We start from the raw sequence: 26,362 nt of genomic DNA on the forward strand, positions 1-26,362 counted from the left end.
TACAGGATTATCCGGCGTTATTTTTGGCGGCAACAAGTTCGTCAATTTTGGCACAAAGATTTTTAAGGACAAAATATTCATCTGTCTCGACTTTGCCTTCGTTAACTTCCTGTGTCCACTGCTCTAGCGGTATTTTTATACCGAAAGCTTTATCTATAGCAAAAACAATATCCAGAAAGTCCAGACTATCAATACCCAGATCGTCGATGGTGTGGCTTTCCGGCGTAATTGTATTGCGATCAATCTCGCTTGTTTCAGCGATGATGTCGGCAACTTTGTCAAACGTAGAGGACAATGTGCAATTCCTTTTACTAGTTACGGCCATCAATCGGCCTTCAGCGAATCTATCTAGCGTCTTTCTTGGTTAAAAAAAAGACTTAAAGCAGAATTAGCATTTCTTAATGCTTCCCGGAAACAATATTCCGTCTCTTCCACTGCTAAGCCGGTTCTATTTTGGCTTGTTTTTGGAAAAAGAGGCAAAATAACAACAAAAACAGATAAATCGGTTAAAAATCGACCGGTTTATCCCTGTTTTCCGGTTCATCCTTGTTTAATGCGTTTCTGATTCTTTTTTGTATTCGCTTCAAGAACCGCCAATGCTGTCATATTGACCACACCGCGAGAGGTAACCGATGTGGTCAGGATATGTGCCGGTTTCGCCGGACCTAACAATATCGGCCCGACGTGAAGTGCATCAGTCAGGTTTTTTACAACATTGAGTGTGATGTTGGCGGCATCAAGATTCGGGAATACGAGAAGATTTGCTTCGCCCTTCAAGCGGGAGCCCGGGAAAACACGGTCGCGCAAAATTTGCGAAAGGGCTGCGTCACCATGCATTTCTCCATCCGATTCAAGATCAGGATAACGTTCGGCAAGAAGTTCGGAAGCTCGGCGCATTTTCTTCGCCGACTCTGTGTCTTTCGAGCCAAAATTGGAATGTGAGAGAAGAGCAACTTTCGGTTCAATCCCGAACCCGCGAACCTCTTCGGCTGCGAGAGCTGCCATTTCTACGATCTGTTCGGCGGTGGGATCGGTGTTAACATAAGTATCAGTCAGAAACAGTGTTCCACGCTGCGAGATCAACAGGCTCAAAGCAGAAAATTGGCCAATATTTTTTTCAAGCCCGATAACCTGTTCTACAAGCTGGAGGTTCCTTCCGAATCTGCCGCCAAGCCCGCATATCATTGCGTCTGCCTCGTCGCGCATCACGGCAAGGGCTGCAATTGCTGTCGTGGAGGTGCGAACAATTGTTTTGGCCGCTTCCGGAGTAACACCACGCCGGCCGGTATAGTGAAGAAATAGATCCACATAATCACGATAACGGGGGTCATCTTGCGGATTGATAAGTTCGAAATCGACATTAGGTCTGATACGCAAACCGAAACGTTTCAATCTCGCCTCGACAACATCAGGTCGGCCAATCAGAATTGGCGTTGCGGTTTGGTCTTCAAGAACAATTTGTGCAGCACGAAGTACGCGCTCGTCTTCACCATCTGCATAGATAACGCGTTTATGCTCGGCAGATTTTGCAGCAGCGAAAACCGGCTTCATAATAAGTCCGGAGCGGAAAACGAAACGGTTCAACTTATCAAGATAAGCATTCATATCTGTGATTGGCCGTGTCGCGACACCCGATTTCATCGCCGCTTTAGCAACCGCCGGCGCAATGCGTAGGATGAGACGCGGATCAAAAGGAGAGGGGATAAGATAATTCGGGCCAAAGCTTAAAGCCTCGCCGGAATAGGCGCGGGCAGCGACATCGGAAGGTTCTTCTTTTGCCAAAGCAGCAATCGCATAAACAGCCGCTGCCTTCATCTCTTCATTGATAGCTGTGGCACCAACATCAAGTGCTCCGCGAAAAATATAGGGAAAGCACAACACATTATTGACCTGATTAGGATAGTCCGAACGACCCGTGCAGATCATCGCATCAGACCGCGCTTTTCGGGCGTCTTCAGGCATAATTTCCGGTGTTGGATTGGCAAGAGCAAGAATAAGTGGCGTTTTAGCCATTTTTGCTACCATTTCTGGCTTTAGAACATTACCGGCAGATACACCCAGAAATATGTCCGCGCCGCCAATGATGTCGTCGAGTTTACGGGCATCGGTTTTTTGCGCGTAGACGCTTTTCCAGCGATCCATTAAGGCTTCACGCCCTTCATAAACCACTCCTTCGAGATCGCTCACCCAGATATTTTCTTTTTTTGCGCCAAGGCGGACAAGCAGATTAAGACAGGCAAGGGCAGCGGCCCCTGCACCGGAAGCGACGATTTTTACGTCTTCAATTTTTTTATGTGCAAGTTCAAGGCCGTTGATAACAGCCGCTCCCACGATAATGGCGGTGCCATGCTGATCATCGTGGAATACAGGAATATTCATTTTTGCTCTGAGTTGTTCTTCAACCTCGAAGCATTCAGGCGCTTTTATATCTTCCAGATTGATTCCGCCGAATGTCGGCTCCAAAGCGGCCACTGTGTTGACAATATGGGGGATGTCGGTCGCTTTGATCTCGATATCGAAAACATCAATATTTGCGAATTTTTTGAATAGAACGGCTTTCCCTTCCATAACGGGTTTTGCAGCAAGTGGCCCGATATTGCCGAGGCCCAGAACCGCTGTACCGTTCGAGACTACGGCAACAAGATTGGAACGCGCAGTGTATTCGGCCGCAGTTTTTGGATCATCATGGATTGCTTCGCAAGGAGCCGCCACCCCCGGAGAATAGGCAAGTGCGAGATCACGCTGGTTTCCAAGCGGGGTTGTGGGGTGTATCTCCAGTTTTCCTGGGCTTGGATAACGGTGATAAAAGAGTGCAGCTTCTTCGAGTTCTTCCTGACGGGGAGATTTAATTTTCTTTACCATTTTGCTAACCCAAATTTTAAAAAGCGCTTAAATAAGCACCGCCATCAATGATCAAATTTTGTCCGGTAATAAAGCCGGATTTTTCAGAGCATAAAAAAGCACAAGCCTGCCCGAACTCATCGGGATTGCCAAATCGTTTTGCCGGATTCCGATTTTGTCTTTCTTTCATAATATCGTCTATTGAAGCACCATTATGTTTTGAAGCAGCTTCAAAACTATGTTTCAGCCGGTCGGTTAAAAACGGTCCGGGCAGCAGATTGTTAATTGTGACATTGTCAGCAACAACTGTTCGCGCAATTCCGGCAAGAAATGATGTTAAACCGGCACGTGCTCCGGACGAAAGATCAAGGCCTGCAATGGGAACATAGACAGACGTCGAAGTGATATTGACAATACGTCCGAATTTTTTATCAACCATCTTGTCGATTACAGCTTTTATCAGTTCAATCGGCGTTACCATATTCTGCGTAACAGCGTCGATAATTGCTTTGCGATCAAGCTCGCGAAAATCGCGAAATTGTGGCCCGTGATTATTGGTAACGAGGATATCCGGATCAGGGCATTTATCGAGGATTCGTTGCTGTCCATCCGGCGTTGAAATATCACCGGTAACTTCAACTACTTTTGCACTTGTAAGTTTTTCAATTTCCAATGCTGTTTTATGAAGTTCATCAGCGTGTCGACCATTAATGACGACATCACATCCCTCGCGGGCCAGAGCTATTGCGCAAGCTTTTCCAAGACCTTTGCTGGAAGCACATATTATTGCTTTACGTTTGTTAAGTCCGAGATCCATGTTAAACTTTCATACAAATTAAAACGGTCAAATTAAAACGGAAAAAACAAATTTTTATATTTGTTTCGTTTCTTGCTTTAAATGCCCACGCTTTCTTTCGTCATATTTCGACTATAATCCAACGAAATGCTTGTGTCATGATTCACAGGAAGATGCATCTTACACGAATGTGTTATAGGCAAATATTTTATGGTTAATGACACATTAATCTTTCTGAATGATATTTATGATTGTAATGAAATGAATCGACGTTTCAACGGGTGACGGACGGGTTGGATGAGTGATCGCATAAAGTCGAAGGGAAAAGCACAGAAAAAACCGGCCATTGTGAAACACGATATTCACGATGGCATTTTGTCGGTTCTGTGTGGCGGCGTGTGGAACACTCATACCGTCTATTTAATCGACGATGATTTACGTGAGCTCGAAAGTGTCCAATGTAGCAAGGCAGTTCTCGACGCTTCCAGCCTTGATTCTCTTGATACTGCTGGCGCTTGGGTTTTGGAACGACTTTATGTCAAATTGAAAGAGCGCAACATTGACGTTGAACTGACAGGCACAAAAGAATCCTGGCATTCACTTCTGATCACCGTTGGAAAAAGTTTTTCTAACAAAGATGATACAATTAACGAACCGAAGCTGCCTGCATATATCCGCTTTTTTTCTACCTTGGGTGAACGGGTAATCAATAGTTACCACGATTTTTTGCTTGCGATGGATATTCTGGGTGCAACGATTCGTGGCTCACAGATGAAAAAGGGGCGGGGTTCCGGTGTAAGTTTACCAGCAGTTGTGACGCAGATTGACAGGATGGGCGTTGGTGCGGTTCCGATCATCGTTTTAATGTCTTTCATTGTCGGTGCCATTATTGCCCAACAAGGGGCATTCCAGTTGCGGCTTTTCGGAGCAGAAATCTTTGTTGTTGATCTGGTTGGTATTCTGGTTTTTCGTGAACTTGGTGTGCTTTTAACCGCAATTATGATCGCGGGTCGCTCGGGAAGTGCCATAACGGCCGAAATCGGTTCCATGAAAATGCGTGAAGAAACCGATGCATTGAAAGTTATGGGCCTAAACCCGATAGGTGTTTTAATTTTTCCGCGTCTTGTTGCTTTGGCAATTATTTTGCCATTGTTGACAGTGATTTCCGATCTTGCTGCATTGGTGGGAGCGGGAGTTGTTGCCAATCTTTATTCCAATATTTCTTATGAAGCTTTTATAACACGCTTGAACGACGCGGTTTATACAACCACTTATTTTGCGGGCCTTATCAAAGCTCCGTTCATGGCATTGATCATCGGCATTATTGCATCGGTTGAAGGTATGAAAGTTGGTGGAAGTGCCGAGTCGTTGGGACAGCGTGTGACGAGTTCCGTGGTGAAATCGATTTTCGTTGTTATTGTTATTGATGGCTTTTTCGCCATCTTTTATGCTTCAATCAATTTTTAAGAGGTTTTCAAGGTGAGAAGAGCCAAACAAAACCACTCGACACTGGACCTTACAACCAACGAAATCATCTCGGTTCGGGATGTTACCGTGCAGTTTGGCAGCAAAAAAGTTCTCGATGGACTAAATCTTGATATCCACCGTGGTGAAATTTTGGGTTTCATCGGGCCGTCAGGTGCAGGCAAATCGGTTTTGATGCGCACGATATTGGGACTCAATAAAAAAGTTTCCGGCCATATAAAAATTCTGGGGCAGGATATTGATGAAATATCCGATCAGGAAAAGGTCGAAATTGACATGCGCATGGGAGTGCTGTTCCAGCACGGTGCGTTGTTTTCTGCATTAAATGTATTGGAAAATATTCAGGTTCCAATGCGTGAATATCTTGATTTGTCGCCAAAACTGATGGACGAACTGGCACGGTTAAAAATCTCTTTGGTCGGCCTTGAAGCCGATACGGCAGAAAAATACCCGTCGGAACTTTCGGGGGGCATGATTAAACGCGCTGCTCTTGCACGCGCATTGGCTCTTGACCCGCATATTGTCTTTCTTGATGAACCGACGTCCGGTCTCGATCCGATTGGTGCAGCCGATTTTGATCTTTTGATTGAAGATTTACGCGACACAATGGGTTTAACCGTATATATGGTGACACACGACCTTGATAGTCTTTATGCAGTTTGTGATAGAATAGCAGTCCTCGGGCATAAGAAAGTTATGGTAGAGGGAACGATCGAGGAGATGTTGAAGTTTGACGATCCATGGGTTCAATCGTATTTTCGCGGCAAACGCGCGAGACAAATTGTTCCGCGTAATCGTCATCCAAAAACGTTAACAAAAGAGACGGCAGAGTAAGATGGAAACCAGAGCAGATTATGTGACAGTCGGTATCTTTACTGTGGTGACACTTATCGCCGCTTTTATGATCGTCTATTTCATTGCCAGAATGGGAGATTCGCACCAGCTTGAGCCATTGGATGTGCGTATTCCCGGTTCTGTTACCGGACTCGGCGAAAGCAGTCAGGTGTTTTTTAACGGTATTCGCGTCGGAACAGTGCGCCGGCTTGTTCTTGATGACACAAACCCTAACATGGTTATTGCCAAAACGGAAATTAACGGCACGACACCGATAACCCGTTCAACAGTTGCAACGCTTGGTTTTCAGGGGCTAACCGGTCTTGCTTTTATTGAACTGAAAGGTGGCAGCCTTAAAGAGCCGAACCTTCTTGAAGAAGCAAAGAAAGAAGATACAGTCGCTCGTATTGATGCTGATCCGTCAACGTTCAATAACTTGCTTGCAACGGCACAGGATATTTTTGCGCGTGCCAATTCGACCTTGGGCGAGATGGAACAATTCATGAAAGATTCCCGTCAACCGCTTACCGAAACAATTAAAAACGCGCGGAATTTTTCGAATACTTTGAACAATAATACCGATAACATACAAAAAATTCTTGATGATACGCGACAGATGATGTCACGTCTCAATACAGCATCCGAAAAAGCCGATTCTATAATGGCCAAGCTTGACAATATGCTTTCTCCTGATAACCGGAACAGTGTGATTGTGCAGGCGCAACAGACATTGGCATCTATCCAGAAGGCTGCTGATACGATAAATGAGCATATCGGGCCGATTGCCAATAATCTTGAAAAATTTTCCGGGCAAGGCTTGAGAAATGTCGAGGCTCTTGTAAGCGATAGTCGCCGCTCGGTGGATCGCATTGAAAGAGCAATTTCAGATCTGGAACGTGACCCTCAGCGACTGATTTTTGGCGGGTCGGGGACTGTTCCGCAATATGATGGGAGAACTCGTCGATGATAGCCGAAAAGAACAAAGTGAGCAGAATTTTAGCTGCGTCTTTCGGGCTTCTTTTTGCCTCAACTCTCCTTTCGGCTTGTGGAGCTCCGGCCCGTGACACTTATGATCTGTCCATTACAAATGTTACAGCAGCAGGAGCACCAAAACATCAAAAGATTCAAATTCTGGTAGAACAACCTGATGCGGTCAAGGCACTTGACGGACAAGACATTGTAATCAAGCAGGGCGGATCCATCGCCTATCTTAAAAAGGCCCAGTGGAGTGATCGTCTCCCTGATCTTGTGCAGGCACGCCTTGTACAGGCTTTTGATAACAGCAATCATTTTGGTGGCGTTGGCCGGCCTGGTGATGGACTGGCAATCAATTATCGAATTTTAACCGACATCAGATCGTTTGATGTGGCTATCGTCAATGGACATAATATAGCGTCGCTCGAAATAGCCGTAAAAATTATGGATGACCGGAACGGTAACATAACAGCATCCAAGGTCTTTGTAGCAGAGGCGCCTGTTTCCGGCACGGATAACAACCATTATGCTGCAGCATTGGATAACGCCTTCAAAAAAATAACTAATGATATTGTCAGCTGGACAGTTTCATCTATTTAAACTGCAATTCTTGTTTGATTTTGAAAATTATAACGTTGCGAACTTTTCAACCTGAAGAACGTTGTTGTTTGCATGATATAATTTTAAACAAGCAGCTTGAAAATATTCCATTGAGATAGGTTGTAACAGTTCCCTCACTAAGCGGTTATAGTAAATACTATCAAGGCGATGCGGACAAATTCCGGCATTTCAATCCGAATAACGGGATTCGCGGCAGCTGTTTATCCTCAGATTTGCTCCGGGACATTAACAATGTGGATTAGCCGATAAAGGCATCAACTTCTGAACACCAAATTGTCTAATGGAAGGAAGAACATCCTTCTTCATAGAAATTCGATCTGAACGCCAGATATCACTGGAATATCCCTTTAAAAATACACCCCATTTTTCATGTGTATTCATATGCTTGCAAAATAGCAGACAAAGTCCAAATGCATCGGAGTTGAACGGTGTAGCAAAACCGGACAAAAATAAGCTCGCTATTTACCAGAGCTACAAAAAGTTGAGGATTGCAGCTGAATAAGAGACGGCGTCTATTCCCGTTTTTCCAAATAGCGATGAAAGCTTATTTTGATAAAGTGTCTCAAGACAAGGAAAAAGGGAGCTTCAAGCTCCCTTTTTGTTAACTTACTGGATACGGCCGCTTGCGTGGGCAAGCATTGTATAAACTTTACCTGTATCCGAAGTCAGATATCTGCGGATTGTCTCGCGGTCTCCGGTTTCACGAGAGACATCCCTCAACAATTTTTCAAAATCGGCAATATATTGGTTGACCGAACGGCGAAATTCACTGTCCGAAAGATATTTCTGCCGGATTTTTTCAAATGTTTTCTGGCCACTGATTGTGTAAAGGCGTTGAGTATAAATATTCCGTTGACCTCGGCGATAATGATCCCAGAGCTGAACGGCTGCGTTATGATCAATTGCGCGGACAATATCGACCGACAACGAATTCAACGAATCGATAACGTGATTTGCCGGGCGAGGCTGTTCGACCTTCGTAAGCGTTGCAACATCCGGTTCGTCACCGCGAGAGGCGCGTGCCAAAAGGTTTGATACCCATCCATCTCTTGATGCAGGTGTGGCCGTTTTTGCCGTTGCAACAGGTTTTACGGTAAACTCCGGCTTATAGGCAGGCGTCGCGCGTGGTCGTTCCGCATAAGATTGAGAAGCTGACAACGGGGGATTTACACTCATATTCTGTGTCGACGATGACATCGGGCGTGAAAAATTGTTGGTTTGGGCACTCTGTTGCATCAAAACCGACAGTTCTTGCAAGGCCTTTATCTGATCGGAAACCGCGTGGCGCATTTGGTCGGCAGATTCTTTTGTCTGCATCGGCAGCTGACGGATAGTCGAATTGAGACCCTGACTTGTCTTTTCAAGTTCGGCTTTTATAGACTGCGTTGCATGTCGAATTTCATCTGTCGCATTGGAGAATTTGGAAGAGGCGACATCTACTATTTCATTCAGGCTCTGCTGGAGACGGAAAGCCGAATCACGGGTACTCTCGTCTGTTTCTTTCAGGGCAGATCCAATGGTTTGTTCATAATGAGCAATAACCTGATTGATTTCTTCCGATTTTGCCATCAATGCATTGCTCAATTGGGTCAGTGCATTCTGTTTTTCTTCAACCGTGCCACTGAACGAATTTTGTGATTGTTCGAGCATCTGGACAGCCTGATTAAGGACGTTGGCATGCTGATTAAGGCTTTGGGACATCTGATTGATCTGTTCCAAAGTATTGCCGGATAGCCCCTGCAATAATTCAAAATTGCTGTTCAGCATCTGATTTGAATTATTCAGATTTTCAGCAATCTGATTGCTGTTTTGATAAAACGCGTTGGCCGTTTCGCTAAATTGGCCGTCAATATTCTGGATTGATGTGATCAACGTGTTGGCATTGGCATTAATATTTTGCACCGATTGTTCCATTTGACCAAGCAATCCGGTTACATTGCCGACAAAATCATCCTTGACACCGGAAACTGCTTGCAAGGTTTCCGAAGTACGTTGTGCCAATGCATTCAACAATGCATCATTTTGTTCCTGCATACGTTGTCCGGCATCTTGCGTTGCGGCATTTAACTGGTCATTGAACTGGGTGGCAAGACTGCCAAGTGATTGAGTGGCTTGTTGTGCCGCTTGACCGAGATTTTCGGTAACACTTGTAAGTTGTTGAACGTCGCTCGCTATCTGGTTTGAAGCGTTACCGACAACGTTATTGACGTTTTCACCAATGCTATTTAGCTGGTTACCGATGTTATCCTGCAATTGCTGCATTGTTTCATTGAGCAAGTTCGAACGGTCAGCCAAAGATTGTTCAATTGCCTGAGCCGATGTTTCAATAACGGAATTGAAGCGCTCTGCCTGTTGGTTGATTACGCCTTCGACTCTCGATATTTCGCTATCAAAGGACGTTGTAAGCGTCTGACCAGCTTCATTGAAGCGGGTCGCAGCTTCGTTGACCTTGTTATCGAGCGAAGAGAGAATATTATCCCCGGCGGTGGTCAACGCCTTGCCGATATTTTCCGATTGTGCAGTCAAGTTGGCGACAGCGCGTTGTCCGGAAGCTGATAGGACGCCTTCTGCTTTCACCGCAACATCGGCAAATGACGTTACGACTTCCTGACCGACGCCCATAATCTTTTCATGGACTTTATCGGTCTCGCTATTCAGTCTGGAAAGTATGCCTTCGCTGATATCGGAAAGTGTGGATTGCAATCTGGTCGACTCGTCATTAAACGACGACAAAACGCGGTTTCCGGATTGAGAGAGCAGGGCAGAGGCTTTGTCAGCAACATCATTAAGGGAAACTTTCAACTCTTCATTGGAGTTTTCTAGAACCGATCGTGTTTTGCTGACCTCATCTGCAAGCGAAGTTGTCAAACCATTGCCGGTTGTTGAAATAATTTCCGAGGCTTTTTCGGTTGCGCTGTTCAATCCGGAAATGAGTTTGTCACTTGTTTCGTTCAATAAAGAGGTTGCCCTATCCGTTTCTGTAGAAAGATTTGTAACAAGGTTACCACTCGACTGAGAAATCAGTTCGGCGGCCTTTTTCGCTTCACCACTGAAAATCTCGGATGCAGCGGTGATATTGGTTCTAAGGTCGCCGGCAATTGAAACAGCCGAGTCTTCCAGTGCCGACTTTACATTATGAACGCCGACTTCCAGTGCCTTTTGCATCGTCTGGGTGCGTTCATCCAATATGGCGGTCTGTTCAGAAAATGAGCGCTTTATGCCTTCGTTGTTTTCGGTAACAATATTTTTCAATTCGTTTGAACGTTGTCCGAGCAAGTTGCTTTGAACTTCAAGGGAGCGTGTTACTTCACCCAATGTATTTGTAAGGCTATTTTCCAGCTCTTTGGCTTGTTCGGTTATGGTATTGGAGCTTGTAGTCAAGCTTTCATTCATTGATCCGATACGTTCGTCGACAGATGCCAATAATGAATCATTCGAGGCTGTCAGCGCTTTCTCAAGCAGTTCCGTATGGTTTCTTAGTGTATCCAGATGGTTGGTAAACGTTGATTTCAGCGATTCGCTGTTGCTCGTAACAGCTTCTTTAACAATTGCAACCTGATTGCCGACTGTTTCACTGAATGTCGCGTCTCCCTTTGCAATAACTTCTTTGATATAATCAATGCGTTCTTCAAGGACGCGTGCCTGATCTGCCAGAACTTCATTCAATGCCGAACTGTTAACAGTGAGCGAGTCTCTCAGTGCATCCGCTCTTGTTTCGATATTCTTTGTCTGGGTATCCATCAGCTCGTTAGCAGTTTCGAAGCTCTTTTCGATGGCTGCTTGCAATGAACCGGTGCGTTTCTCAATCCCTTCAACATAATTTTGGGAACGCTGATCAAGCATTTCGACGTTCTTGACGAGTACCTGTTCGATATTGCTTACATGCTCTGACAGTACATCAATTTGCCCCTTGACTGTTGCGGTAAGTTTATCGGTTTCGCCATCCAGCATGTTGGTGATGAGATCACGACCTTCAGCGATCTGCGCTCTGAAATCTTCAGCCCGGTTTTTGAGCATATCATTGAGCGAGATATCAAGACCGTTGACCTGATCGGCAAGCAGCTTCTTGCCATCATCAACAGTCGTCAGTAAATTATTGCGACCTGCAGTGAATGTATTGGCAATTTCAATCGTCCGCGCTTTAAGCGTTTCGTTGATTTGCGTTGCTCTTGCATCAAGTATGCCACCGAGTTTTTCGGTGTTGTCTTCAAGCTCCTGAGCGCGCTTGATAAACGCATCTATAACTGTGTTGCCTCGTTCGTCCAATGATTTATCAACATCGGCGAGACGCTTTTCGAATGCTGCAATTGCGGCTGTGGTCGCATTGTCAAAATGAGCCGATAATGTATTGGCATGATCGCCCAGTTTGGACATTTTTGCGTCGAAATCCGATAGTGCACGTTCAGTTGCCGCCTGCATACGCTGGCTAAGCTCTTCGGCCCGTTGTTCGGCTTCCTCAGCCCCCTGATTAAAGCTTGTTGAAATTTTCGCGCTGTTATTTTCCAGACGCTCGGTTGCAACATTCACACTTTGTTCAAGGTTGTTGTACAGTTCCGAATTTTGCCTCTGCAATTCTTCAGCTGTTTGACGGAATTTTTCTGCAAGATCGCCGCTTACACCTTCACCGACTTTACCAAGACGTTGAACCAGTTCTTCACCTTGTTGTTCAAGAGTTTTTGTAAGCGTTTTTGTGACGTTTTCGACGTTCGCAGAAATATTGGAGGTAATAGCCCCGAATTCTTTGCTTAATTCGTTTTGAGTTCCGCGGATAGTCGACTGGACGCGGTCGGCGTGACCAAGGATCGCTTCGCGTTCGGTGCTCAATTCGCTGATAAGATTACGAATGCGTGTTTCATTCTCGCTATAAGCCCGATCAAGATTTTGAACTTCACCTTGGATAAGGGCCTCAAGTTCGACAGCTCGCGAAAGGGTACGTTCAATACCTTCGTTCATGGCCGACACTTCCTGACGGATTGTCTTGCCAAGCGAAGCAGCATGTTCTGCCGAGGATTGAGGGTGGCTTAGACGTGAAGCAGCATCACTGACAGCCGCAGCAATGTTTTTGAGTTCGGTTGAACGTTTTGATAGTTGTGCAAACCCCCAGAACATCAAAATCGGAACAGCTGTTCCGGCGGCCACTGCCAAACCGGCCGGTGTCGCGGCAAAAGCGGCGAGGCTTGCCGGTGCCAATGTGTTTGCAACATAAGCACCACCTGCTGCCCAAAGTGCACTTAAAGCAGTTGTGCTCCAGTAAATACGTGAAGGTTTGTTTTTGTAGTTACCTGATGCATTAATCAGATTGAGGTCATCATTGGCGGGACGAGGCTGTTTTGCAATGAGGGTATCGTGAACCGTACCACCCGTCGATTCTCTAACCGGCTTTTTGCCGAATAGGCTTTCGGCCACCGATTCATCAACAGCAGGACCTTTGAGTTCGTCGCGCTTTGCTACCGGAGCGTTTTCGGCTGCAAGTTCTTCGGTTGCTTGTGCAATCTGTTCGGCAAGCTCGTCCAGATCTATCAGGCCATTAGTCGATTGTGCAGCACTGTCTTTTGTCGTGGCATTATCGAAATTAAAGTCCAAAGCCTGCTCGAGCGCTTCTTCAACTTCAACATCAATTTTTTCTGCCTTGGTTCTACGTGCCATCTTAGCCTCTTTACTCTATACACATTGAAAGACGGTGGTACTTTCAATAAAAGCGTGCCTATCCTAACCTTTAAGGAATTAGAAAGGAATACGTTCTTGGCTAAAGTTTGAAAAGTTTTAAGATAAAGTTAACGGCGCTTTGCCAAAGATGGAACATATTCCATAAAAATAATAAAAAACAATAAGATAGGGTGAAACAAGTGGTAAATGTCTTATTCAAAAGTGAACGTGATAACCGGCAATTTGCTGTGGATAGCCCCTCAGGTATGACACTGATGGAGGCAGCATTGGACAATAATGTCCCCGGTATCGTTGCCGAATGTGGCGGCGCATGTTCTTGCGCTACATGTCATGTTTACATTGATGAGAAATGGCAATCTGCTGTCGGAGAGCCTAATCCGATGGAAGATGATATGCTCGATTTTGCTTATGATAGACGGGAAAATTCAAGACTTTCATGCCAGATTGTACTGAATGAAAGTCTGAATGGCCTTGTTGTCCATATTCCCGAACGCCAAAGCTGACAGTTAGTGTTTTGCCTGTTCAAGCCTTTGCAATCGTGCGACCAGCAAGTTGATAAACCGGTGATCGAAATTGACAGCTTCCGCCCGGTCGAACTGCTTTTGCGCATTTTCGTGGTCGGTCAATATATTATAGGTTGTTTTTTCGATATCCTGTTTTAACAGGTTGCAATCGGTTCTGTAGGGCAGGCTCTTGACTGCTCTCTCAATTTTCGATGCGTGGGCTCTTGCAATCACAATGTGGCTTTCTTCATGGCGCTGGATGTCGCGCGACAATGTATCCCAAACGAGTGCCATCTCGATTGATTTTGTAGTTGCACGTTGTTTCCAGCGCGGCAGAGACATTTTTGCGTGCACGTCGACGCTAACAGAATCGACCTTGCAATAGCGGCCGTTCTGTACAAGCTTTAGCCGCGGATCAAAAGAAATAGTTGTGGCGCCGGGATGATGGCTACCTGTGCTTTTCAGGTAGGGCCCCTTATGTGCAAGTGCTTTGTCGAGCTGGGCTGGAGTTGTACCCGACAAAGTGTAATAGCTGACAGTTTTGTAGATTTTTGCTGCATTGGCCGTCATAGAAAACGGGCTCAAGGAAAACGGTATCAAGAAAAAACATGTAGCAGCTAAAGTACTGATCGTTTTTTTGAACATTTTAATCTCTGTCGTTGGATATTGTAAGTTATTCTAGACATTTACATGAATATGCTAAAAAAACGTCTACAAAATCGGATAATCTGGGTAGAAGCGAATTTTAACATGGAACGTTCCTGGTCGGTTGGCCATAATAAATCTATTTCTCTCGGCAAAACAGCAGTTTTAATGGGAATTTTGAATGTAACGCCGGACTCTTTTTCAGATGGGGGGGAACACAATTCTTTACAAGATGCCATCTCGCATGCACAGAAAATGTTCAGTGAAGGCGCAAAAATTATCGACATAGGGGGCGAGTCAACCCGCCCCGGATTTGACGAAATTACACTTAAAGATGAACAAGAACGCGTGTTGCCGGTTGTCAAACAATTGAATTTGATGGAAAACGTTCTTTTATCAATCGATACTTATCATGTAGAGACGGCACGTCTTGCTCTGATGGAAGGTGCCAATATTATCAATGATATATGGGGATTGCAGAAAGAACCGGAAATGGCAGCTCTCGTCGCCGAGGAGAGGGCCGGCATCATCATCATGCATAATTCACGTCACCGGAATGTTCACCCCGATATTATCGAAGACCAGAAGTTCTTTTTTGATAAGTCTCTGGAAATAGCCAAAAAATCTGGAATTCCAGATGACAACATCGTACTTGATCCCGGATTCGGTTTTGGCAAGGATTTTCAAACAAACCTTGCACTCCTTGATCGCGCTTCGGAGCTTGCTATGTTCGGCTTTCCAATGTTGGCCGCAACCTCGCGTAAACGATTTCTCGGGACTATAACGGGGCATAGTGAACCAAAAATGCGAGATATAGCGACATCGGCAACTTCGGTTCTTTTGAGAAAAGCCGGTTTTTCGATTTTCCGGGTGCACAACATCGCAGCCAATAGAGATGCATTGGCTGTTGTTGATGCGCTCTCGGATGTTGAAAATAGTGTTATTGAAGGAAAGAAATGAACCGTAAAGAAGCCCTAAACGGGGTATGGAAAAAAGCCTGGCTAGGAATGGGAGGAAATGTCGGAGATGTCATCGGAACGCTTGAGCATGCATTAAAAGATATCGAAAATTCGGCTGATGTCGAGCTCATTCGCGTGTCTTCATTTTATCGCACGCCACCGTGGGGAAAAACCGATCAGAATGAATTCGTGAATATCTGTTGCGAAATCAAAACCCGATTGTCTCCTGAAAAGCTGCTGCAAATCTGTTTAGCTATCGAGCAGAATTATGGACGTTTACGAAAAATCAAATGGGGCCCCAGAACCCTTGATATCGACTTACTAGCATTTGAAGATATTGATCAATATCATTCTCGGACTCTGACACTTCCACATCCTTTGATGACCGAACGTGCCTTTGTATTGGATCCTTTAAACGAAATAGCACCCGACCTCAAGATTAATGGACGCACGGTCAGAGATTGGAAAAAAGCCTGCAACGACGATGGTATTGTGGTACTTCCGACACACTTCGGGATCAGATGATGTCGATTTTTCATTATAGTGATGACGTGAGGGAAAAAAATCGTTAAAGGGCATTATAATTTGATAACTTTGCGAGCGTTGTCGAGAAGTCTAGCTGAGGTGGTCGTATGTCACGCGTTTTACTAAAATCCTTTTTTGCCGTTTCCGGTCTGGCACTTGTTTTATCAGGTTGCACGACGACAACATCGACAAAACCGGCAACTGCGAATGCTTTGACAACTCCTGCGGCAAGCAATCCGGCGCCTAAGTTTCCTTCGTTTACCTCACCCGCACGCAGTGTCGCACCGGACCTTGCACAAGCATGTATCAACAGCGCCGCAAATAAATACTTTTTGCCGACAAGGGTTATCAAAGCGGTTGATTCTCGTAAACCCGGAGATGGTTCAACACAGGTTATTCTGAAAGTTGATTTGCGTGACGCTGTCTGCACAGTCAGTGCAGGAGGTGTCGTGAAATCGGTTATTGATACGTCCCCGAAAAGTGCTGACCAGATAGCCGCAGAAGCACAAGCTGCTGCAGCTCCTAAAACGACATCACAAACAGCTACAGCAAATCCGGTTGCAAGAGCAACGCGGAAATCGGCATCTACAACCAAAACATCAAGTGGCGTTAAAAAGCGTTCACAAGCGACGGCTTCTTCAGGTCAATCGCTCTACTGACATTTTACTCAATAGTGTGATTAAGCGAATTGCGCGCTTATGAATTAGCTTCATCAGGATAAGAACGGGGCGTGTAACACCATGACTTACCTGACCGTTTGAATGTGCGGGTTTGGCTTGAACCGATTATGACTACAGACCGACTCGTCACGTCTTGAATATTGAAATCGGTAATTGTTGTCACTACTGTTTTCTCTCCAATGCGCCCGATATCTGTACCGATCATGATGATCCTGTCAGAAGGGCAAAATCGCTTTGCGATTTCGATTACGTCCATAATTTTTGTGGGGCGTGCACGAGACACCGGATTATAGAGAGCTAAAACCATATCTGAGGTTATTGCGGCGATTAATCGTTTTTCGATGATTGCCCAGGGTTTCAGATTATCAGATAACGAAATAATCGCGAAATCATGTCCCAAAGGTGCGCCAAGACGAGCTGCGGCGGACTGGGCAGCGGTGATGCCTGCTTCGACTCTGATTTCTACTTTGTCCCAGAGTGGCAAGTAATGTTGATCCAAAGTTTCGAAAATCGCGGCTGCCATAGCAAATATTCCGGGATCGCCCGAAGAGATCATCGCTACTCTTTTGCCGGATGCAGCCAGATCAAGCGCTTCCTTTGCTCTCGAGATTTCCTGCCGGTTGTCGCTGGGGTGCAAAACCTGATCATCCAGCAAAGGTGACGCCAATTTGATATAATAGTCATAGCCAAAAATGTCGGTTGCCTCGGCCAAAGCATGTCGTGCAGCAAGAGTAATATTTTCTTCGTTACCAGGCCCCAGTCCGATAATGGTCAGAAGCCCCGTTTTCCCTGCGTTTCTTTCATTATGTGTGTCGCGCTTCCGGTAAATCAGACAGGTTGCAGAACCTTTTATATGTCCGACATTGTCGTTGACTATAATTTTTAGTCTTGAATCGTGGTCCAAAGGAAGGGATCCGGTATGGAACCATTGATGGTCTCCTACCAGTTCGAGTTTTTCTCCGTTCAAAAGCGCGGAAATGAAAGCTGAAGCATCTTCTTTATTAACGAGTTCCAGATCATCTGGCGGCAAAAGCAGATTTATTCCGAACCGTAAATATCCACTTGTGGTAATGGCGGCATGCCCGTGAAGAATATCGGCGATTTCCACAGCAAGTTCGTTTGCACCCGCATTGCCACCTAATAGTGGCACAATAGATGAACCGTCATCGGCAATACACAAAACAGGAGGCTCATTAAATTTATTTTTCAACAATGGTGCAAGAATGCGAATAACGATGCCGGAAGAACAAAATGCGATAATTGGTCGGCCAGACTTGAATGCATTTTTCATCGCTTCGGATACTTCATCCACAATTATGAAGTCTTCACGGGCAACCCGATTTGTACGATATATTGTGGCCGCCTTACAACACTTACTTAAAGCAATCGCAAATTCAGAACAAAAATTTGAAAACACAAATATTGCAATATGTTGAGAAGAAATATTTAACAATCACATTAACCTTTCTTCCCGTGAGGTTCACCGGGTATCAATATCAGCGAAAAATATGGCGATTGGTCGCTAACAACTTCGTCTATCGGAAGAATTTTCTGTTCTTCCATTGTCGCCCGCTCAATGTATAGAGCGCGTCCAAGAAGGCCGGTTATTTCAAGCGCGTCTCTGATCTTATCGAGATTACGGCCAACTTTGAGTATCGCGAAAGCATCGCCGTTTTTTAGACGTTCAACAAGTTCAGGCTTTTCCAAAACGCCGGATAGAACGGTAAAACTCTGGTTTCGATAGCATAATGGAACCTGAAGAGTAGATGCAGCGCCGAAAATTGACGAAATACCGGGGATAATTTCAGTGTCATACAGTTTTCCAAGTCGGTCATAAATATACATAAACGAACTGTAAAAAAGGGGATCACCTTCCGCTAAAACAACAACATGTTTTTCATTTTTTAAAAACGAATCAATGAGTTGTTCAGAATTGTTGTAGAATTCCTTTAACCTCCGCCTATATTCCTCCGATCGACTATCGGATTGCATCGTTACAGGATAGGTAAGTGGTTGCAGCCGTGCAGTTTCAGAGATCCACTGGCGTGCTATTTTCAGTGCATTACTATTATGTGTTTCTGTTTCGTGATAAACAATCACATCGGCAGATTTTATGGCCTTTACCCCTTTGACAGTGACAAGTTCCGGATCTCCCGGGCCAACACCGACGCCTGTGAGCTTTGCTTTTTTCCTGTTCATTCTTGTTCACTCGCTAGAGCATTGATCGCTGCTGCTGCCATAGCACTGCCACCGCGTCTTCCGTGAACAACGATATAGGGAATTGAAAATTGATTGTTTGAAAGCGCGAGTTTGGATTCTTTTGCACCGACAAAACCAACCGGACAGCCAATAATTAATCGTGGTTTTTCAAAACCTTGCTCGATCAAATCAAGAAGATGAAAGAGGGCGGTTGGCGCATTTCCGATTACCACAACAGAATTTTTGATGTAAGGCTTCCAGAATTCAACGGCGGCGGCTGAACGTGTGTTATGAATTTTCTTGGCGTAAGCCGGAACAGTTTCATTATTAAGTGTACAGATTACCTGATTGTTTGCTGGTAAGCGTTTTTTAGTAATTCCTTCGGCGACCATCTTTGCGTCGCATAATATTGCCGCGCCTTCTGCGAGGGCTGTACGCCCGATTGTTCCGGCACTATCGGAAAATGCCAGATCTTTGACAATGTCAATCATACCGCAAGCATGTATGACACGAACAACAAGTTTTTCGAGGTCAGCCGGTATGTTACGTAAATCGGCCTCCGAGCGGATCGTGGCAAAAGACCGGTTATAAATCTCTTGACCGTCTTTGATATAATCGAACATTCATTCGCGCCTTTTATCTGATTGGTTGTTGTAGTTCTTCTATATAGCGCATGACGTCCGATATGCCGACGTTCTCGCATAAAAGTTGGCCGAATTTGTTTTTTTCTGCCGGATTTTTACGATAAAGATTATAAACGCCATCTTTGATTGCAAGAACGGTAAAAGGAAAAGGGACTGTTGCAACGCAAGATTTCGGGCAGCCTGTCAGATGAATGAGGGCTTTTGGTGGTGATGCAAAGTGATTGACAAGATATTTTCCATCACGTTGAACGTTTGAAAGTGCCGAATGACAAAGTGGAGCGCCGGCACAACAAAAAACATAAAAGGCCGGAGCATTTTTATCAGTTGCCAAACCGAATTCGTGCAGACTATCGCGGATTAATACTGCTTCTTCTTTTGTACAATCCGGTATAATCAACCCCTGATGATGGGTAAGTCGTATCGGCGTTTTGATATCACGAGTTTTAATCAGTTTTGCAATGCCGTACAACACTTTCGACGATAATCGCCCGAGTTCGGGTCGTGCGCCGACGTAAAAAAGTCCCTTCCGTTTTTGTGCAAAAATGCCAGCAAGCGGTGACTCATTTTGATGCATTCCGGACGACAATAATGGTTTCGAGATTTTGTGGTTAAAGCGCTTTTTCAATTCAGCCAGAAATTCATCAAATCTCTGATGGCTGCGAAGATGTTTCATGCGTGTTATCGTTGGATCAGACTTCGATAAAAAGATAAATGCGTCGAGACAACATCTGATAAATTCCAGTGCTTCTTGCGCCGGTATGCTGCCTATCGCATTGTTTCCGTTGTCGGGAGTATCAAGGGCTGGAGAGGCGAAACCGAAATTATAAGCTACGCCGCCCGGCACAGCGGAAAACCAGATATCAGCAACATGGTCGAGAACGCGTGTGGTTTCACCACCATTGATAAGAAAAGAAAATTTGGGAGATAGAGAGGCAAACTCCTTATTCAGTTGTAATATTTCGAGAAGCTTGTTTCCCAGTGGTGTTGTATCGCACGACATATTCACATCTATACCGGCTGTCGGTGCAACCATCACATTTCTTATATCATCACCTTCAGGATTGAGAGGGCCGAGGCCGAGCTTCAAAAGCTTGTTTATCAACTTTTGTTCACTGGTCTTTTTAACCGCCCGTATTTGCAAATTAGCCCGTGTTGTAAGCTCGACATAGCCAGTCGAAAAATTTTGGGCAGCTTCTGCTATACCTTCTATTTGTTCGCCTGTAAGGCAACCAAGAGGAAGTTTTATCCGGCAAATACCGCCATCATTCGCTAGAGGCATACGGAACAACCCAGGGCAGGCAAAACGTCTGTCCTGAACGGCTTTGATCTGGCGTCTATTTTCTGTGGCAGGAAGAGTCATCATTTTGCTTGCTCTCGGAGTAGGCGGATTCTAATAGTTCAACATAGGTACAAACAGCTTACTGATCAACTTGAATGAACAAAAAACCTTGGCTCACAATTATCGGTATCGGGGATGATGGCTGGAATGGCCTCGCTCGCCGTCAGCAGGACATTATAACTGCCGCAAAATATATTTTCGGCGGAAAAAGGCATCTCGATTTCCTGCCTGAAACTTTGAAAGCGGAGTTAAAGCCTTGGCCCACTCCATTTTCGGAAGGTGTAAGCGAGATCATAGCGTTAAAAGGTCAAAGCATTGTTGCGCTCGTCAGTGGAGATCCTATGTTTTTCGGGGCGGGTGTAACGCTTCTTCGCTATTTACCAGTTGATGAAGTGCTGGTTCTACCGCATCCATCTTCATTTTCGCTCGCGGCTGCACGCCTTGGTTGGGCGTTGCAAGACGTTGATTGTCTTTCAATCAATGGTCGTCCTATCCGCACGGTTATCGGTCACTTGCAGCCATCAAGCCGGCTTATTATTCTTTGCAAAAACAAAGATAGTCCGGCCTTGCTTGCCAAAGTTTTGACCGAGCAAGGGTTTGGCGCAAGCAAAATGATAGTTATGGAACATTTGGGCGGAGAAAAAGAGAAGATCCGTACGCAAAACGCCGATACTTTTCATCTCGATGAATGTGAGAATCTCGTTCTTGTAGCTGTCCAGTGTATAGCTGATAATTGTGATGCCGGATATCCTTGCTATGCCGCTTTGGCGGACAAAAACTTTTTAAATGACGGGCAATTGACGAAGCAGGACATTCGGGCTGTCACAATGGCACATCTTGCGCCAAAGTGGGGTGAGGTCCTATGGGATGTCGGTGCAGGTAGCGGTTCGATATCAATCGAATGGTTGCGCGCAACGAAAGGTGCGCGTGCCTATGCGATTGAAAAAAAATCTGAACGACAGGATATTATTTCAAAAAATGCCGATCAATTTGGCGTTATCGGCCTTCATTTGATAAAGGGCGAGGCGCCGCTCTGTTTGAGCGGACTTGAAAGACCTGATGCCATATTCATCGGTGGTGGATTTACCCGACCCGATTTATTCGATTGTTGTTGGCAAAGTTTGAAGAGCGGCGGGCGGCTTGTTGTGAATGCTGTGACGCTTGAGACCAATGCCATCCTTCAATCGGAAGCGCGTAAAATCGGGGCTCGGCTTATACATATTTCACTTGCCGAAGCAGAACCGTTGGGAAATTTCCATGTATGGCGTGGTGCGTTACCAATCACGATGATGATTGCTCGCAAGACGTGAATGAAGCTTGATTTTCCGCTACTTAAAGCTGTGGGTGCGCTGGTAGTTACACATTGACAATCGATAGTTTTTTGTTCGATATGGACAGAACAGAATTTTATGCGGTTCGAAATATAGGTATAAGAACAATGACAGAACGATCGCAGCATCTGCAGGATCTCTTTCTGAATGCAGTACGTAAACAGAAAATTTCTCTGACAATCTTTTTGGTAAACGGGGTCAAGCTTACCGGTATTGTAACATCATTTGACAATTTTTGTGTTTTACTCCGGCGAGACGGGCACTCCCAATTGGTTTATAAACATGCAATATCAACCATAATGCCAAGCCAGCCGGTGCAAATGTTGGATGATGAAGAGGATATCGAGACTGACGACGAATGATTTTGCTCGACAAAGGTATTTGCTGTTGGAAAAGAGTTTTTGCCGGGGAAAAGTGGAAACGTCAGGTCGTTGTCCTTTACTGTTTAGCTTCACGGTTTGTTTGCCATGATGGACGATGATGACAAGGCTCATAAACTGATTTCGAGACAGACAGTTAAAACACGAGCAATCGTAATTGTTCCTATTATTTATGACAGGGAGAGCTCACAAAAGAATTACGAGGCATCGTCCCGTTCGCGGATCGAAGAAGCTGTAGGACTTGCTGAAGCTATCCGGTTGGATGTTATTGAAAAATTATCGATCAATATCGAGAAGCCGCGTCCGGCAACGCTGTTAGGTCAGGGCAAAGTTGAAGAAATCGGCAATATTATAGCGGATGAGAAGATTGATCTTGCGATCATTGATTCATCTGTAACGCCAATTCAGCAAAGAAATCTTGAAAAAGCCTGGAGCTGCAAAGTTATTGATCGTACAGCGCTCATACTCGAGATTTTTGGCGATAGAGCAAGGACAAAAGAAGGTGTCCTTCAGGTCGAGCTTGCGCATCTCAATTATCAAAAAGGTAGATTGGTCAGAAGCTGGACACACTTGGAAAGACAACGTGGCGGTAGCGGCTTTCTCGGCGGACCGGGTGAAACCCAGATAGAAGCCGATAGGCGTATTTTACAGTCGAAAATTGTCCGCATCAAACGTGAACTGGAAACGGTGGTGAGAACGAGAGCTCTCCACAGAGCAAAAAGGAAAAAGGTCCCTTATCCGGTTATTGCACTTGTTGGCTATACAAATGCCGGTAAATCGACATTATTCAACCGTTTGACAGGTGCAGACGTGCTCGCAAAAGACATGCTGTTTGCAACACTCGACCCGACACTGCGCAAGATCGTTTTGCCACATGGGCAAACGGTTATGTTGTCGGATACAGTAGGTTTTATTTCCGATCTCCCAACTCATTTGGTCGCGGCGTTCAGAGCAACTCTGGAAGAGGTTGTCGAGGCGGATATCATTCTTCATGTTCGGGATATGTCGGACGCAGAAAACCATGCCCATGCGCAGGATGTATTGAACATTTTATCAAGTCTCGGAGTGAATGTTGACGATCCGGATCATATCATTGAGGTTTGGAATAAGGTCGATTTGCTTGATGACGTTTCGCTTGTTGCCTTACAGGATTCAGCTCGTGCATCCCTTAATCCGGTGGTCGCGGTTTCTGCTTTGACCGGTGAGGGCGTTGATAAACTTCTAGGAATTATTGAAAAACAAATATCCGGCGAAATGGTCAAACGTCAGATAACTCTTAAGCCGGATGAATACGGGCTTCTTGATTGGCTTTATAAAAATGGTGAGGTCATCAACAAGACGTCAAAAGATGACGGTTCGGTTGTTGTTTCGGCAAACTTGACCGGTCAGGCGAACGACCGCTTCGATAATATCATCAAGACAAAACATCACGATTAACAGATACTAACTGCGGAGTGGAACGGGAATGGCTTTTTATCGACTTGATGGTATTGATCCCGTTATTGAAGATACAGCCGAAATCTGGGTTGCAGAGAGTGCTGAAATTATCGGGAAAGTGACCTTGAAACCGCGTTCGAGTGTTTGGTTCGGAAGCGTTTTGCGCGGGGACAATGAAATGATCACTATTGGTGAGGGCACGAATATTCAGGATATGACCGTTGTTCATACAGATGCCGGCATTGATGTCTCTATTGGCAAAAATTGCACTATCGGGCACAGGGTTATCCTTCACGGTTGCACTATTGGCAACACCACTTTGATAGGAATGGGAGCCATTATCATGAACCATGCTATGATAGGAGAAGAATCTATCGTTGGTGCCGGTGCGGTGGTAACACAAGGAAAACAATTTCCGAGCCGGTCACTCCTTCTTGGAAATCCTGCCCGCTTTGTCAGAAAAGTGAGTGATGAGGAAGTCGGGAATATCAATAAATCTGCTGCCCATTATTATGCCAATGCCCGGAGATTTAAAAATAGTCTTATCCGCCTTTCATTGCCTGAACAATTATAATGATAGTGTAAATTCCTGCATTTTAGCCGGATTGTTTCGTTTAAACTCCTGAAGAAGAATAACGACGATGAAGTTTTTGCCAGATAAGTTTTTATGTGCGCTCATCATTGCAATTATCATTGCAAGCGTCGCTCCTATATCCGGCAAAGCGGCAGAGTGGTTTTCTTTGCTTACGCAGATATTTGTCGGGTTATTGTTCTTTTTGCACGGTGCAAAATTGCCTTGGCAAGCGGTGGTTGCCGGTATTGTTCACTGGCGACTGCATTTGACAGTGTTTCTCGCAACCTTTGTTCTGTTCCCGGTTCTGGGTGTCCTTGCAGGTGCTATTGTTCCGGGATTAAAAGAATCCGCATTCTATGCAGGCATTCTCTATTTGTGTGTGTTGCCATCAACCGTACAATCATCGATTGCGTTTACGTCTATTGCTTCTGGTAATATACCTGCCGCAATTGTCTCGGCCTCTGCATCCAATATTTTTGGCATGTTTTTAACGCCGCTCCTTGTTGGGCTATTATTTTCCACAGGAGGCGGTAAAGCAGTCATATCAGCGACTGCGTTCGAAAGCATTCTTGTGCAGTTGCTTATTCCGTTTGTTCTCGGTCAATTATGCCAGCGCTTTATAGGAAATTTTATAATCCGCCACAAAGCTTTAACCTCTATTGTTGATCGGGGATCAATCATTCTGGTCGTTTATCTCGCATTCAGCGAGGCCACGACTAGCGGGTTGTGGCATACTACAAGCTGGCACGACCTGATTGTGATGATTGTGATTGATGTGGTTCTGCTTGCAATTGTGCTCGCTGTAACATGGTATGGATCAAAGCTTTTAGGTTTCAATGAAAAAGACTGTATAACAATTATGTTTTGCGGTTCGAAAAAAAGCCTTGCAAGCGGTGCACCGATGGCAAATGCAATTTTTGCAGGCTCGGGTGGTGCAATTGGTGCAATCGTGTTGCCACTTATGTTGTTTCACCAAATACAATTGATGGTATGTACGATTATTGCCCGTCATTTATCAGAAAGAAGAAAACAAAGTGGCGAAGACGAATAAAGCCAAGTTGGAACAGTTCTATAATCTAGGATTGTCACTCGAAAAGGAAGGCAAGTTCGATGAGGCTGCCGAAGCTTATCGGCAGGCACTCGAAGCAGATCCCGATGACTTTGGCGGTATAAAAGTAAGGCTTGCCTCTATCAATCGCGGTGAAACGCCGAAAACCGCTTCCAAAGCTTATGTCACAACCTTGTTTGATCAAAACGCCGATATGTTCGATTATATTCTTGTTGATCAACTAGGCTATGATGTTCCGTTGCAGTTACGCGAACAGCTTTTAAAAGTTTTTCCTGATGTGACTTATGAGAAGATGCTTGATTTAGGCTGCGGTACTGGTCTTTCAGCAGATGCTCTTGATGACTTGACAAGCGACAAGACGGGTGTTGATCTTTCCGAGAATATGATCGAGATTGCCCATGAAAAGGGCGATTACCAACATTTGTTTGTGGGCGATGCCGTAGAATTTGTTACACGTTCCAATGAAGAGTGGAATTTGATTATTGCAACCGATGTTCTGCCTTATATGGGCGATATCAATGTGTTTTTTGACAAACTATCCCACCGCCTTGCCCCCAAAGGCATTTTCGGCTTTTCGACAGAAACACTCACTGACAGAGCCTTTGACGGGAGTGACTATAAAGTAGGGCCGCACCAACGTTTTGCACATCATGAAAATTACATCAGAAAAGAACTGGTAAAAAACGGTATGGAATGCGTGAGCGTTAATAACATTGTTGTTCGCGCCGAGCAGGGAGAACCTGTACACGGGCAATTGTTTGTAGCGCAAAAGAGATCATGAGCTTCATCACTCTGAAGGCTCTCGATAAGCTATTATGCTTTTGTCACGAATGATGCATGATTGATGATGGGATGAGA

23 protein-coding genes are annotated in these 26,362 nt (G+C 45.1%); 14 read left to right on the forward strand and 9 right to left on the reverse strand.

Going from position 1 to position 26,362, the window contains the following annotated elements; genetic code table 11:
• Nucleotides 1–7: 7 nt before the first annotated feature.
• From PEB0122_RS09635 to PEB0122_RS09645, 3 genes are all read right to left on the reverse strand, one after another.
• Nucleotides 8–295, reverse strand: coding sequence for an acyl carrier protein (locus tag PEB0122_RS09635; RefSeq protein WP_075870773.1), 288 nt, complete (start codon nt 293–295; stop codon nt 8–10).
• A gap of 245 nt (nt 296–540) precedes the next feature.
• Nucleotides 541–2,862: an NADP-dependent malic enzyme gene (locus PEB0122_RS09640; protein WP_075916992.1), complete on the reverse strand. Its 2,322-nt coding sequence runs from the start codon at nt 2,860–2,862 to the stop codon at nt 541–543.
• Between the two features lie 16 nt (nt 2,863–2,878).
• The gene (locus PEB0122_RS09645; RefSeq protein ID WP_075870771.1) at nt 2,879–3,658 is read right to left on the reverse strand and encodes an SDR family oxidoreductase; all 780 of its coding nucleotides are present in this window, start codon (nt 3,656–3,658) and stop codon (nt 2,879–2,881) included.
• A 276-nt stretch (nt 3,659–3,934) separates the two neighbouring features.
• Between PEB0122_RS09645 and PEB0122_RS09650 the strand changes: the two genes are divergently transcribed.
• From PEB0122_RS09650 to PEB0122_RS09665, 4 genes are read left to right on the forward strand one after another with little or no spacing between them, the layout of a single operon-like run.
• Nucleotides 3,935–5,104 (forward strand): ABC transporter permease, encoded by a 1,170-nt coding sequence (locus PEB0122_RS09650; protein WP_075916994.1) that lies wholly within the window; start codon nt 3,935–3,937, stop codon nt 5,102–5,104.
• Nucleotides 5,105–5,116: 12 nt separating this feature from the next.
• Nucleotides 5,117–5,956, forward strand: coding sequence for an ABC transporter ATP-binding protein (locus PEB0122_RS09655; protein ID WP_075870769.1), 840 nt, complete (start codon nt 5,117–5,119; stop codon nt 5,954–5,956).
• 1 nt (nt 5,957) lies between these two features.
• Complete coding sequence (locus PEB0122_RS09660; RefSeq protein ID WP_075870768.1) at nt 5,958–6,923, forward strand: MlaD family protein; 966 nt, start codon at nt 5,958–5,960, stop codon at nt 6,921–6,923.
• Nucleotides 6,920–7,531, forward strand: a complete 612-nt coding sequence (locus PEB0122_RS09665; RefSeq protein ID WP_075870767.1) for an ABC-type transport auxiliary lipoprotein family protein — start codon at nt 6,920–6,922, stop codon at nt 7,529–7,531. Before PEB0122_RS09660 ends, PEB0122_RS09665 begins: the two co-directional genes overlap by 4 nt.
• Nucleotides 7,532–8,158: 627 nt before the next feature.
• Here PEB0122_RS09665 and PEB0122_RS09670 read toward each other — a convergent pair.
• The gene (locus tag PEB0122_RS09670) at nt 8,159–13,198 is read right to left on the reverse strand and encodes an apolipoprotein A-IV repeat region-like domain-containing protein (RefSeq protein ID WP_075916995.1); all 5,040 of its coding nucleotides are present in this window, start codon (nt 13,196–13,198) and stop codon (nt 8,159–8,161) included.
• A 200-nt stretch (nt 13,199–13,398) separates the two neighbouring features.
• Here PEB0122_RS09670 and PEB0122_RS09675 point away from each other — a divergent pair, with 200 nt between their 5' ends.
• Nucleotides 13,399–13,722, forward strand: a complete 324-nt coding sequence (locus PEB0122_RS09675) for a 2Fe-2S iron-sulfur cluster-binding protein (RefSeq protein WP_075917213.1) — start codon at nt 13,399–13,401, stop codon at nt 13,720–13,722.
• 3 nt (nt 13,723–13,725) lie between these two features.
• On the opposite strand, the gene PEB0122_RS09680 is transcribed toward PEB0122_RS09675, so the two are convergent.
• Entirely contained in the window at nt 13,726–14,367 is a 642-nt protein-coding gene (locus PEB0122_RS09680; protein ID WP_075870765.1) for a DUF922 domain-containing Zn-dependent protease, read from the reverse strand.
• A 105-nt stretch (nt 14,368–14,472) separates the two neighbouring features.
• Here PEB0122_RS09680 and folP point away from each other — a divergent pair, with 105 nt between their 5' ends.
• The 3 genes from folP to PEB0122_RS09695 all read left to right on the forward strand — a co-directional run bounded on the left by folP (nt 14,473) and on the right by PEB0122_RS09695 (nt 16,510).
• Nucleotides 14,473–15,327 (forward strand): dihydropteroate synthase, encoded by an 855-nt coding sequence (gene folP, locus PEB0122_RS09685; RefSeq protein ID WP_075870764.1) that lies wholly within the window; start codon nt 14,473–14,475, stop codon nt 15,325–15,327.
• Nucleotides 15,324–15,851 (forward strand): 2-amino-4-hydroxy-6-hydroxymethyldihydropteridine diphosphokinase, encoded by a 528-nt coding sequence (gene folK / locus PEB0122_RS09690; RefSeq protein ID WP_075870763.1) that lies wholly within the window; start codon nt 15,324–15,326, stop codon nt 15,849–15,851. The genes folP and folK overlap by 4 nt, the downstream gene beginning before the upstream one ends.
• Before the next feature lie 107 nt (nt 15,852–15,958).
• Nucleotides 15,959–16,510 (forward strand): hypothetical protein, encoded by a 552-nt coding sequence (locus PEB0122_RS09695; protein ID WP_075870762.1) that lies wholly within the window; start codon nt 15,959–15,961, stop codon nt 16,508–16,510.
• A 37-nt stretch (nt 16,511–16,547) separates the two neighbouring features.
• Here PEB0122_RS09695 and cobJ read toward each other — a convergent pair whose 3' ends face one another.
• The 4 genes from cobJ to cobG form a co-directional block, all read right to left on the reverse strand.
• Nucleotides 16,548–17,843 (reverse strand): precorrin-3B C(17)-methyltransferase, encoded by a 1,296-nt coding sequence (gene cobJ, locus PEB0122_RS09700; RefSeq protein WP_225867843.1) that lies wholly within the window; start codon nt 17,841–17,843, stop codon nt 16,548–16,550.
• A gap of 146 nt (nt 17,844–17,989) precedes the next feature.
• On the reverse strand, nt 17,990–18,730 hold the full coding sequence (locus tag PEB0122_RS09705; RefSeq protein WP_075916999.1) for a precorrin-2 C(20)-methyltransferase: 741 nt from the start codon (nt 18,728–18,730) through the stop codon (nt 17,990–17,992).
• Nucleotides 18,727–19,353 (reverse strand): precorrin-8X methylmutase, encoded by a 627-nt coding sequence (locus tag PEB0122_RS09710; RefSeq protein ID WP_075917001.1) that lies wholly within the window; start codon nt 19,351–19,353, stop codon nt 18,727–18,729. The genes PEB0122_RS09705 and PEB0122_RS09710 overlap by 4 nt, the downstream gene beginning before the upstream one ends.
• A gap of 13 nt (nt 19,354–19,366) precedes the next feature.
• Nucleotides 19,367–20,737: a precorrin-3B synthase gene (gene cobG / locus PEB0122_RS09715; protein ID WP_083650315.1), complete on the reverse strand. Its 1,371-nt coding sequence runs from the start codon at nt 20,735–20,737 to the stop codon at nt 19,367–19,369.
• A gap of 71 nt (nt 20,738–20,808) precedes the next feature.
• On the opposite strand from cobG, the gene PEB0122_RS09720 reads away from it, so the two are divergent.
• The 6 genes from PEB0122_RS09720 (at nt 20,809) to PEB0122_RS09745 (ending at nt 26,285) form a co-directional block, all read left to right on the forward strand.
• Nucleotides 20,809–22,023 carry a bifunctional cobalt-precorrin-7 (C(5))-methyltransferase/cobalt-precorrin-6B (C(15))-methyltransferase gene (locus PEB0122_RS09720; protein ID WP_075917003.1) on the forward strand — a complete coding sequence of 405 codons (1,215 nt, stop codon included), beginning with the start codon at nt 20,809–20,811 and terminating at the stop codon, nt 22,021–22,023.
• 128 nt (nt 22,024–22,151) lie between these two features.
• A complete protein-coding gene (gene hfq, locus PEB0122_RS09725) occupies nt 22,152–22,406 on the forward strand; it encodes an RNA chaperone Hfq (protein WP_075870888.1) in 255 nt (84 codons plus the stop codon).
• Between the two features lie 105 nt (nt 22,407–22,511).
• Nucleotides 22,512–23,861: a GTPase HflX gene (hflX, locus tag PEB0122_RS09730; RefSeq protein ID WP_075917005.1), complete on the forward strand. Its 1,350-nt coding sequence runs from the start codon at nt 22,512–22,514 to the stop codon at nt 23,859–23,861.
• A 28-nt stretch (nt 23,862–23,889) separates the two neighbouring features.
• Entirely contained in the window at nt 23,890–24,435 is a 546-nt protein-coding gene (locus PEB0122_RS09735) for a gamma carbonic anhydrase family protein (protein ID WP_075917007.1), read from the forward strand.
• Nucleotides 24,436–24,502: 67 nt separating this feature from the next.
• Nucleotides 24,503–25,486, forward strand: coding sequence for a bile acid:sodium symporter family protein (locus PEB0122_RS09740; RefSeq protein ID WP_075870755.1), 984 nt, complete (start codon nt 24,503–24,505; stop codon nt 25,484–25,486).
• Nucleotides 25,470–26,285, forward strand: a complete 816-nt coding sequence (locus PEB0122_RS09745) for a methyltransferase domain-containing protein (RefSeq protein ID WP_075914390.1) — start codon at nt 25,470–25,472, stop codon at nt 26,283–26,285. Before PEB0122_RS09740 ends, PEB0122_RS09745 begins: the two co-directional genes overlap by 17 nt.
• Nucleotides 26,286–26,362 lie beyond the last annotated feature (77 nt).

This window comes from Ditibartonella apis (assembly GCF_001952075.1).
GTDB classification, from domain to species: Bacteria; Pseudomonadota; Alphaproteobacteria; order Rhizobiales; family Rhizobiaceae; genus Bartonella; species Bartonella apis.

What these genes read in the sequence shown, in the direction of transcription:
- hfq (WP_075870888.1), top strand. Translation starts at nt 22,152, where the DNA reads ATGACAGAACGATCGCAGCATCTGCAGGATCTCTTTCTGAATGCAGTA.
- PEB0122_RS09695 (WP_075870762.1), top strand. Translation starts at nt 15,959, where the DNA reads ATGTCACGCGTTTTACTAAAATCCTTTTTTGCCGTTTCCGGTCTGGCA.
- PEB0122_RS09640 (WP_075916992.1), bottom strand. Translation starts at nt 2,862, where the DNA reads ATGGTAAAGAAAATTAAATCTCCCCGTCAGGAAGAACTCGAAGAAGCT.
- PEB0122_RS09650 (WP_075916994.1), top strand. Translation starts at nt 3,935, where the DNA reads ATGAGTGATCGCATAAAGTCGAAGGGAAAAGCACAGAAAAAACCGGCC.
- PEB0122_RS09720 (WP_075917003.1), top strand. Translation starts at nt 20,809, where the DNA reads ATGAACAAAAAACCTTGGCTCACAATTATCGGTATCGGGGATGATGGC.
- PEB0122_RS09665 (WP_075870767.1), top strand. Translation starts at nt 6,920, where the DNA reads ATGATAGCCGAAAAGAACAAAGTGAGCAGAATTTTAGCTGCGTCTTTC.
- PEB0122_RS09710 (WP_075917001.1), bottom strand. Translation starts at nt 19,353, where the DNA reads ATGTTCGATTATATCAAAGACGGTCAAGAGATTTATAACCGGTCTTTT.
- folK (WP_075870763.1), top strand. Translation starts at nt 15,324, where the DNA reads ATGAACCGTAAAGAAGCCCTAAACGGGGTATGGAAAAAAGCCTGGCTA.
- PEB0122_RS09660 (WP_075870768.1), top strand. Translation starts at nt 5,958, where the DNA reads ATGGAAACCAGAGCAGATTATGTGACAGTCGGTATCTTTACTGTGGTG.
- PEB0122_RS09735 (WP_075917007.1), top strand. Translation starts at nt 23,890, where the DNA reads ATGGCTTTTTATCGACTTGATGGTATTGATCCCGTTATTGAAGATACA.
- PEB0122_RS09645 (WP_075870771.1), bottom strand. Translation starts at nt 3,658, where the DNA reads ATGGATCTCGGACTTAACAAACGTAAAGCAATAATATGTGCTTCCAGC.
- PEB0122_RS09680 (WP_075870765.1), bottom strand. Translation starts at nt 14,367, where the DNA reads ATGTTCAAAAAAACGATCAGTACTTTAGCTGCTACATGTTTTTTCTTG.
- PEB0122_RS09705 (WP_075916999.1), bottom strand. Translation starts at nt 18,730, where the DNA reads ATGAACAGGAAAAAAGCAAAGCTCACAGGCGTCGGTGTTGGCCCGGGA.
- cobG (WP_083650315.1), bottom strand. Translation starts at nt 20,737, where the DNA reads ATGATGACTCTTCCTGCCACAGAAAATAGACGCCAGATCAAAGCCGTT.
- PEB0122_RS09740 (WP_075870755.1), top strand. Translation starts at nt 24,503, where the DNA reads ATGAAGTTTTTGCCAGATAAGTTTTTATGTGCGCTCATCATTGCAATT.
- hflX (WP_075917005.1), top strand. Translation starts at nt 22,512, where the DNA reads ATGATGGACGATGATGACAAGGCTCATAAACTGATTTCGAGACAGACA.
- PEB0122_RS09670 (WP_075916995.1), bottom strand. Translation starts at nt 13,198, where the DNA reads ATGGCACGTAGAACCAAGGCAGAAAAAATTGATGTTGAAGTTGAAGAA.
- folP (WP_075870764.1), top strand. Translation starts at nt 14,473, where the DNA reads ATGGAACGTTCCTGGTCGGTTGGCCATAATAAATCTATTTCTCTCGGC.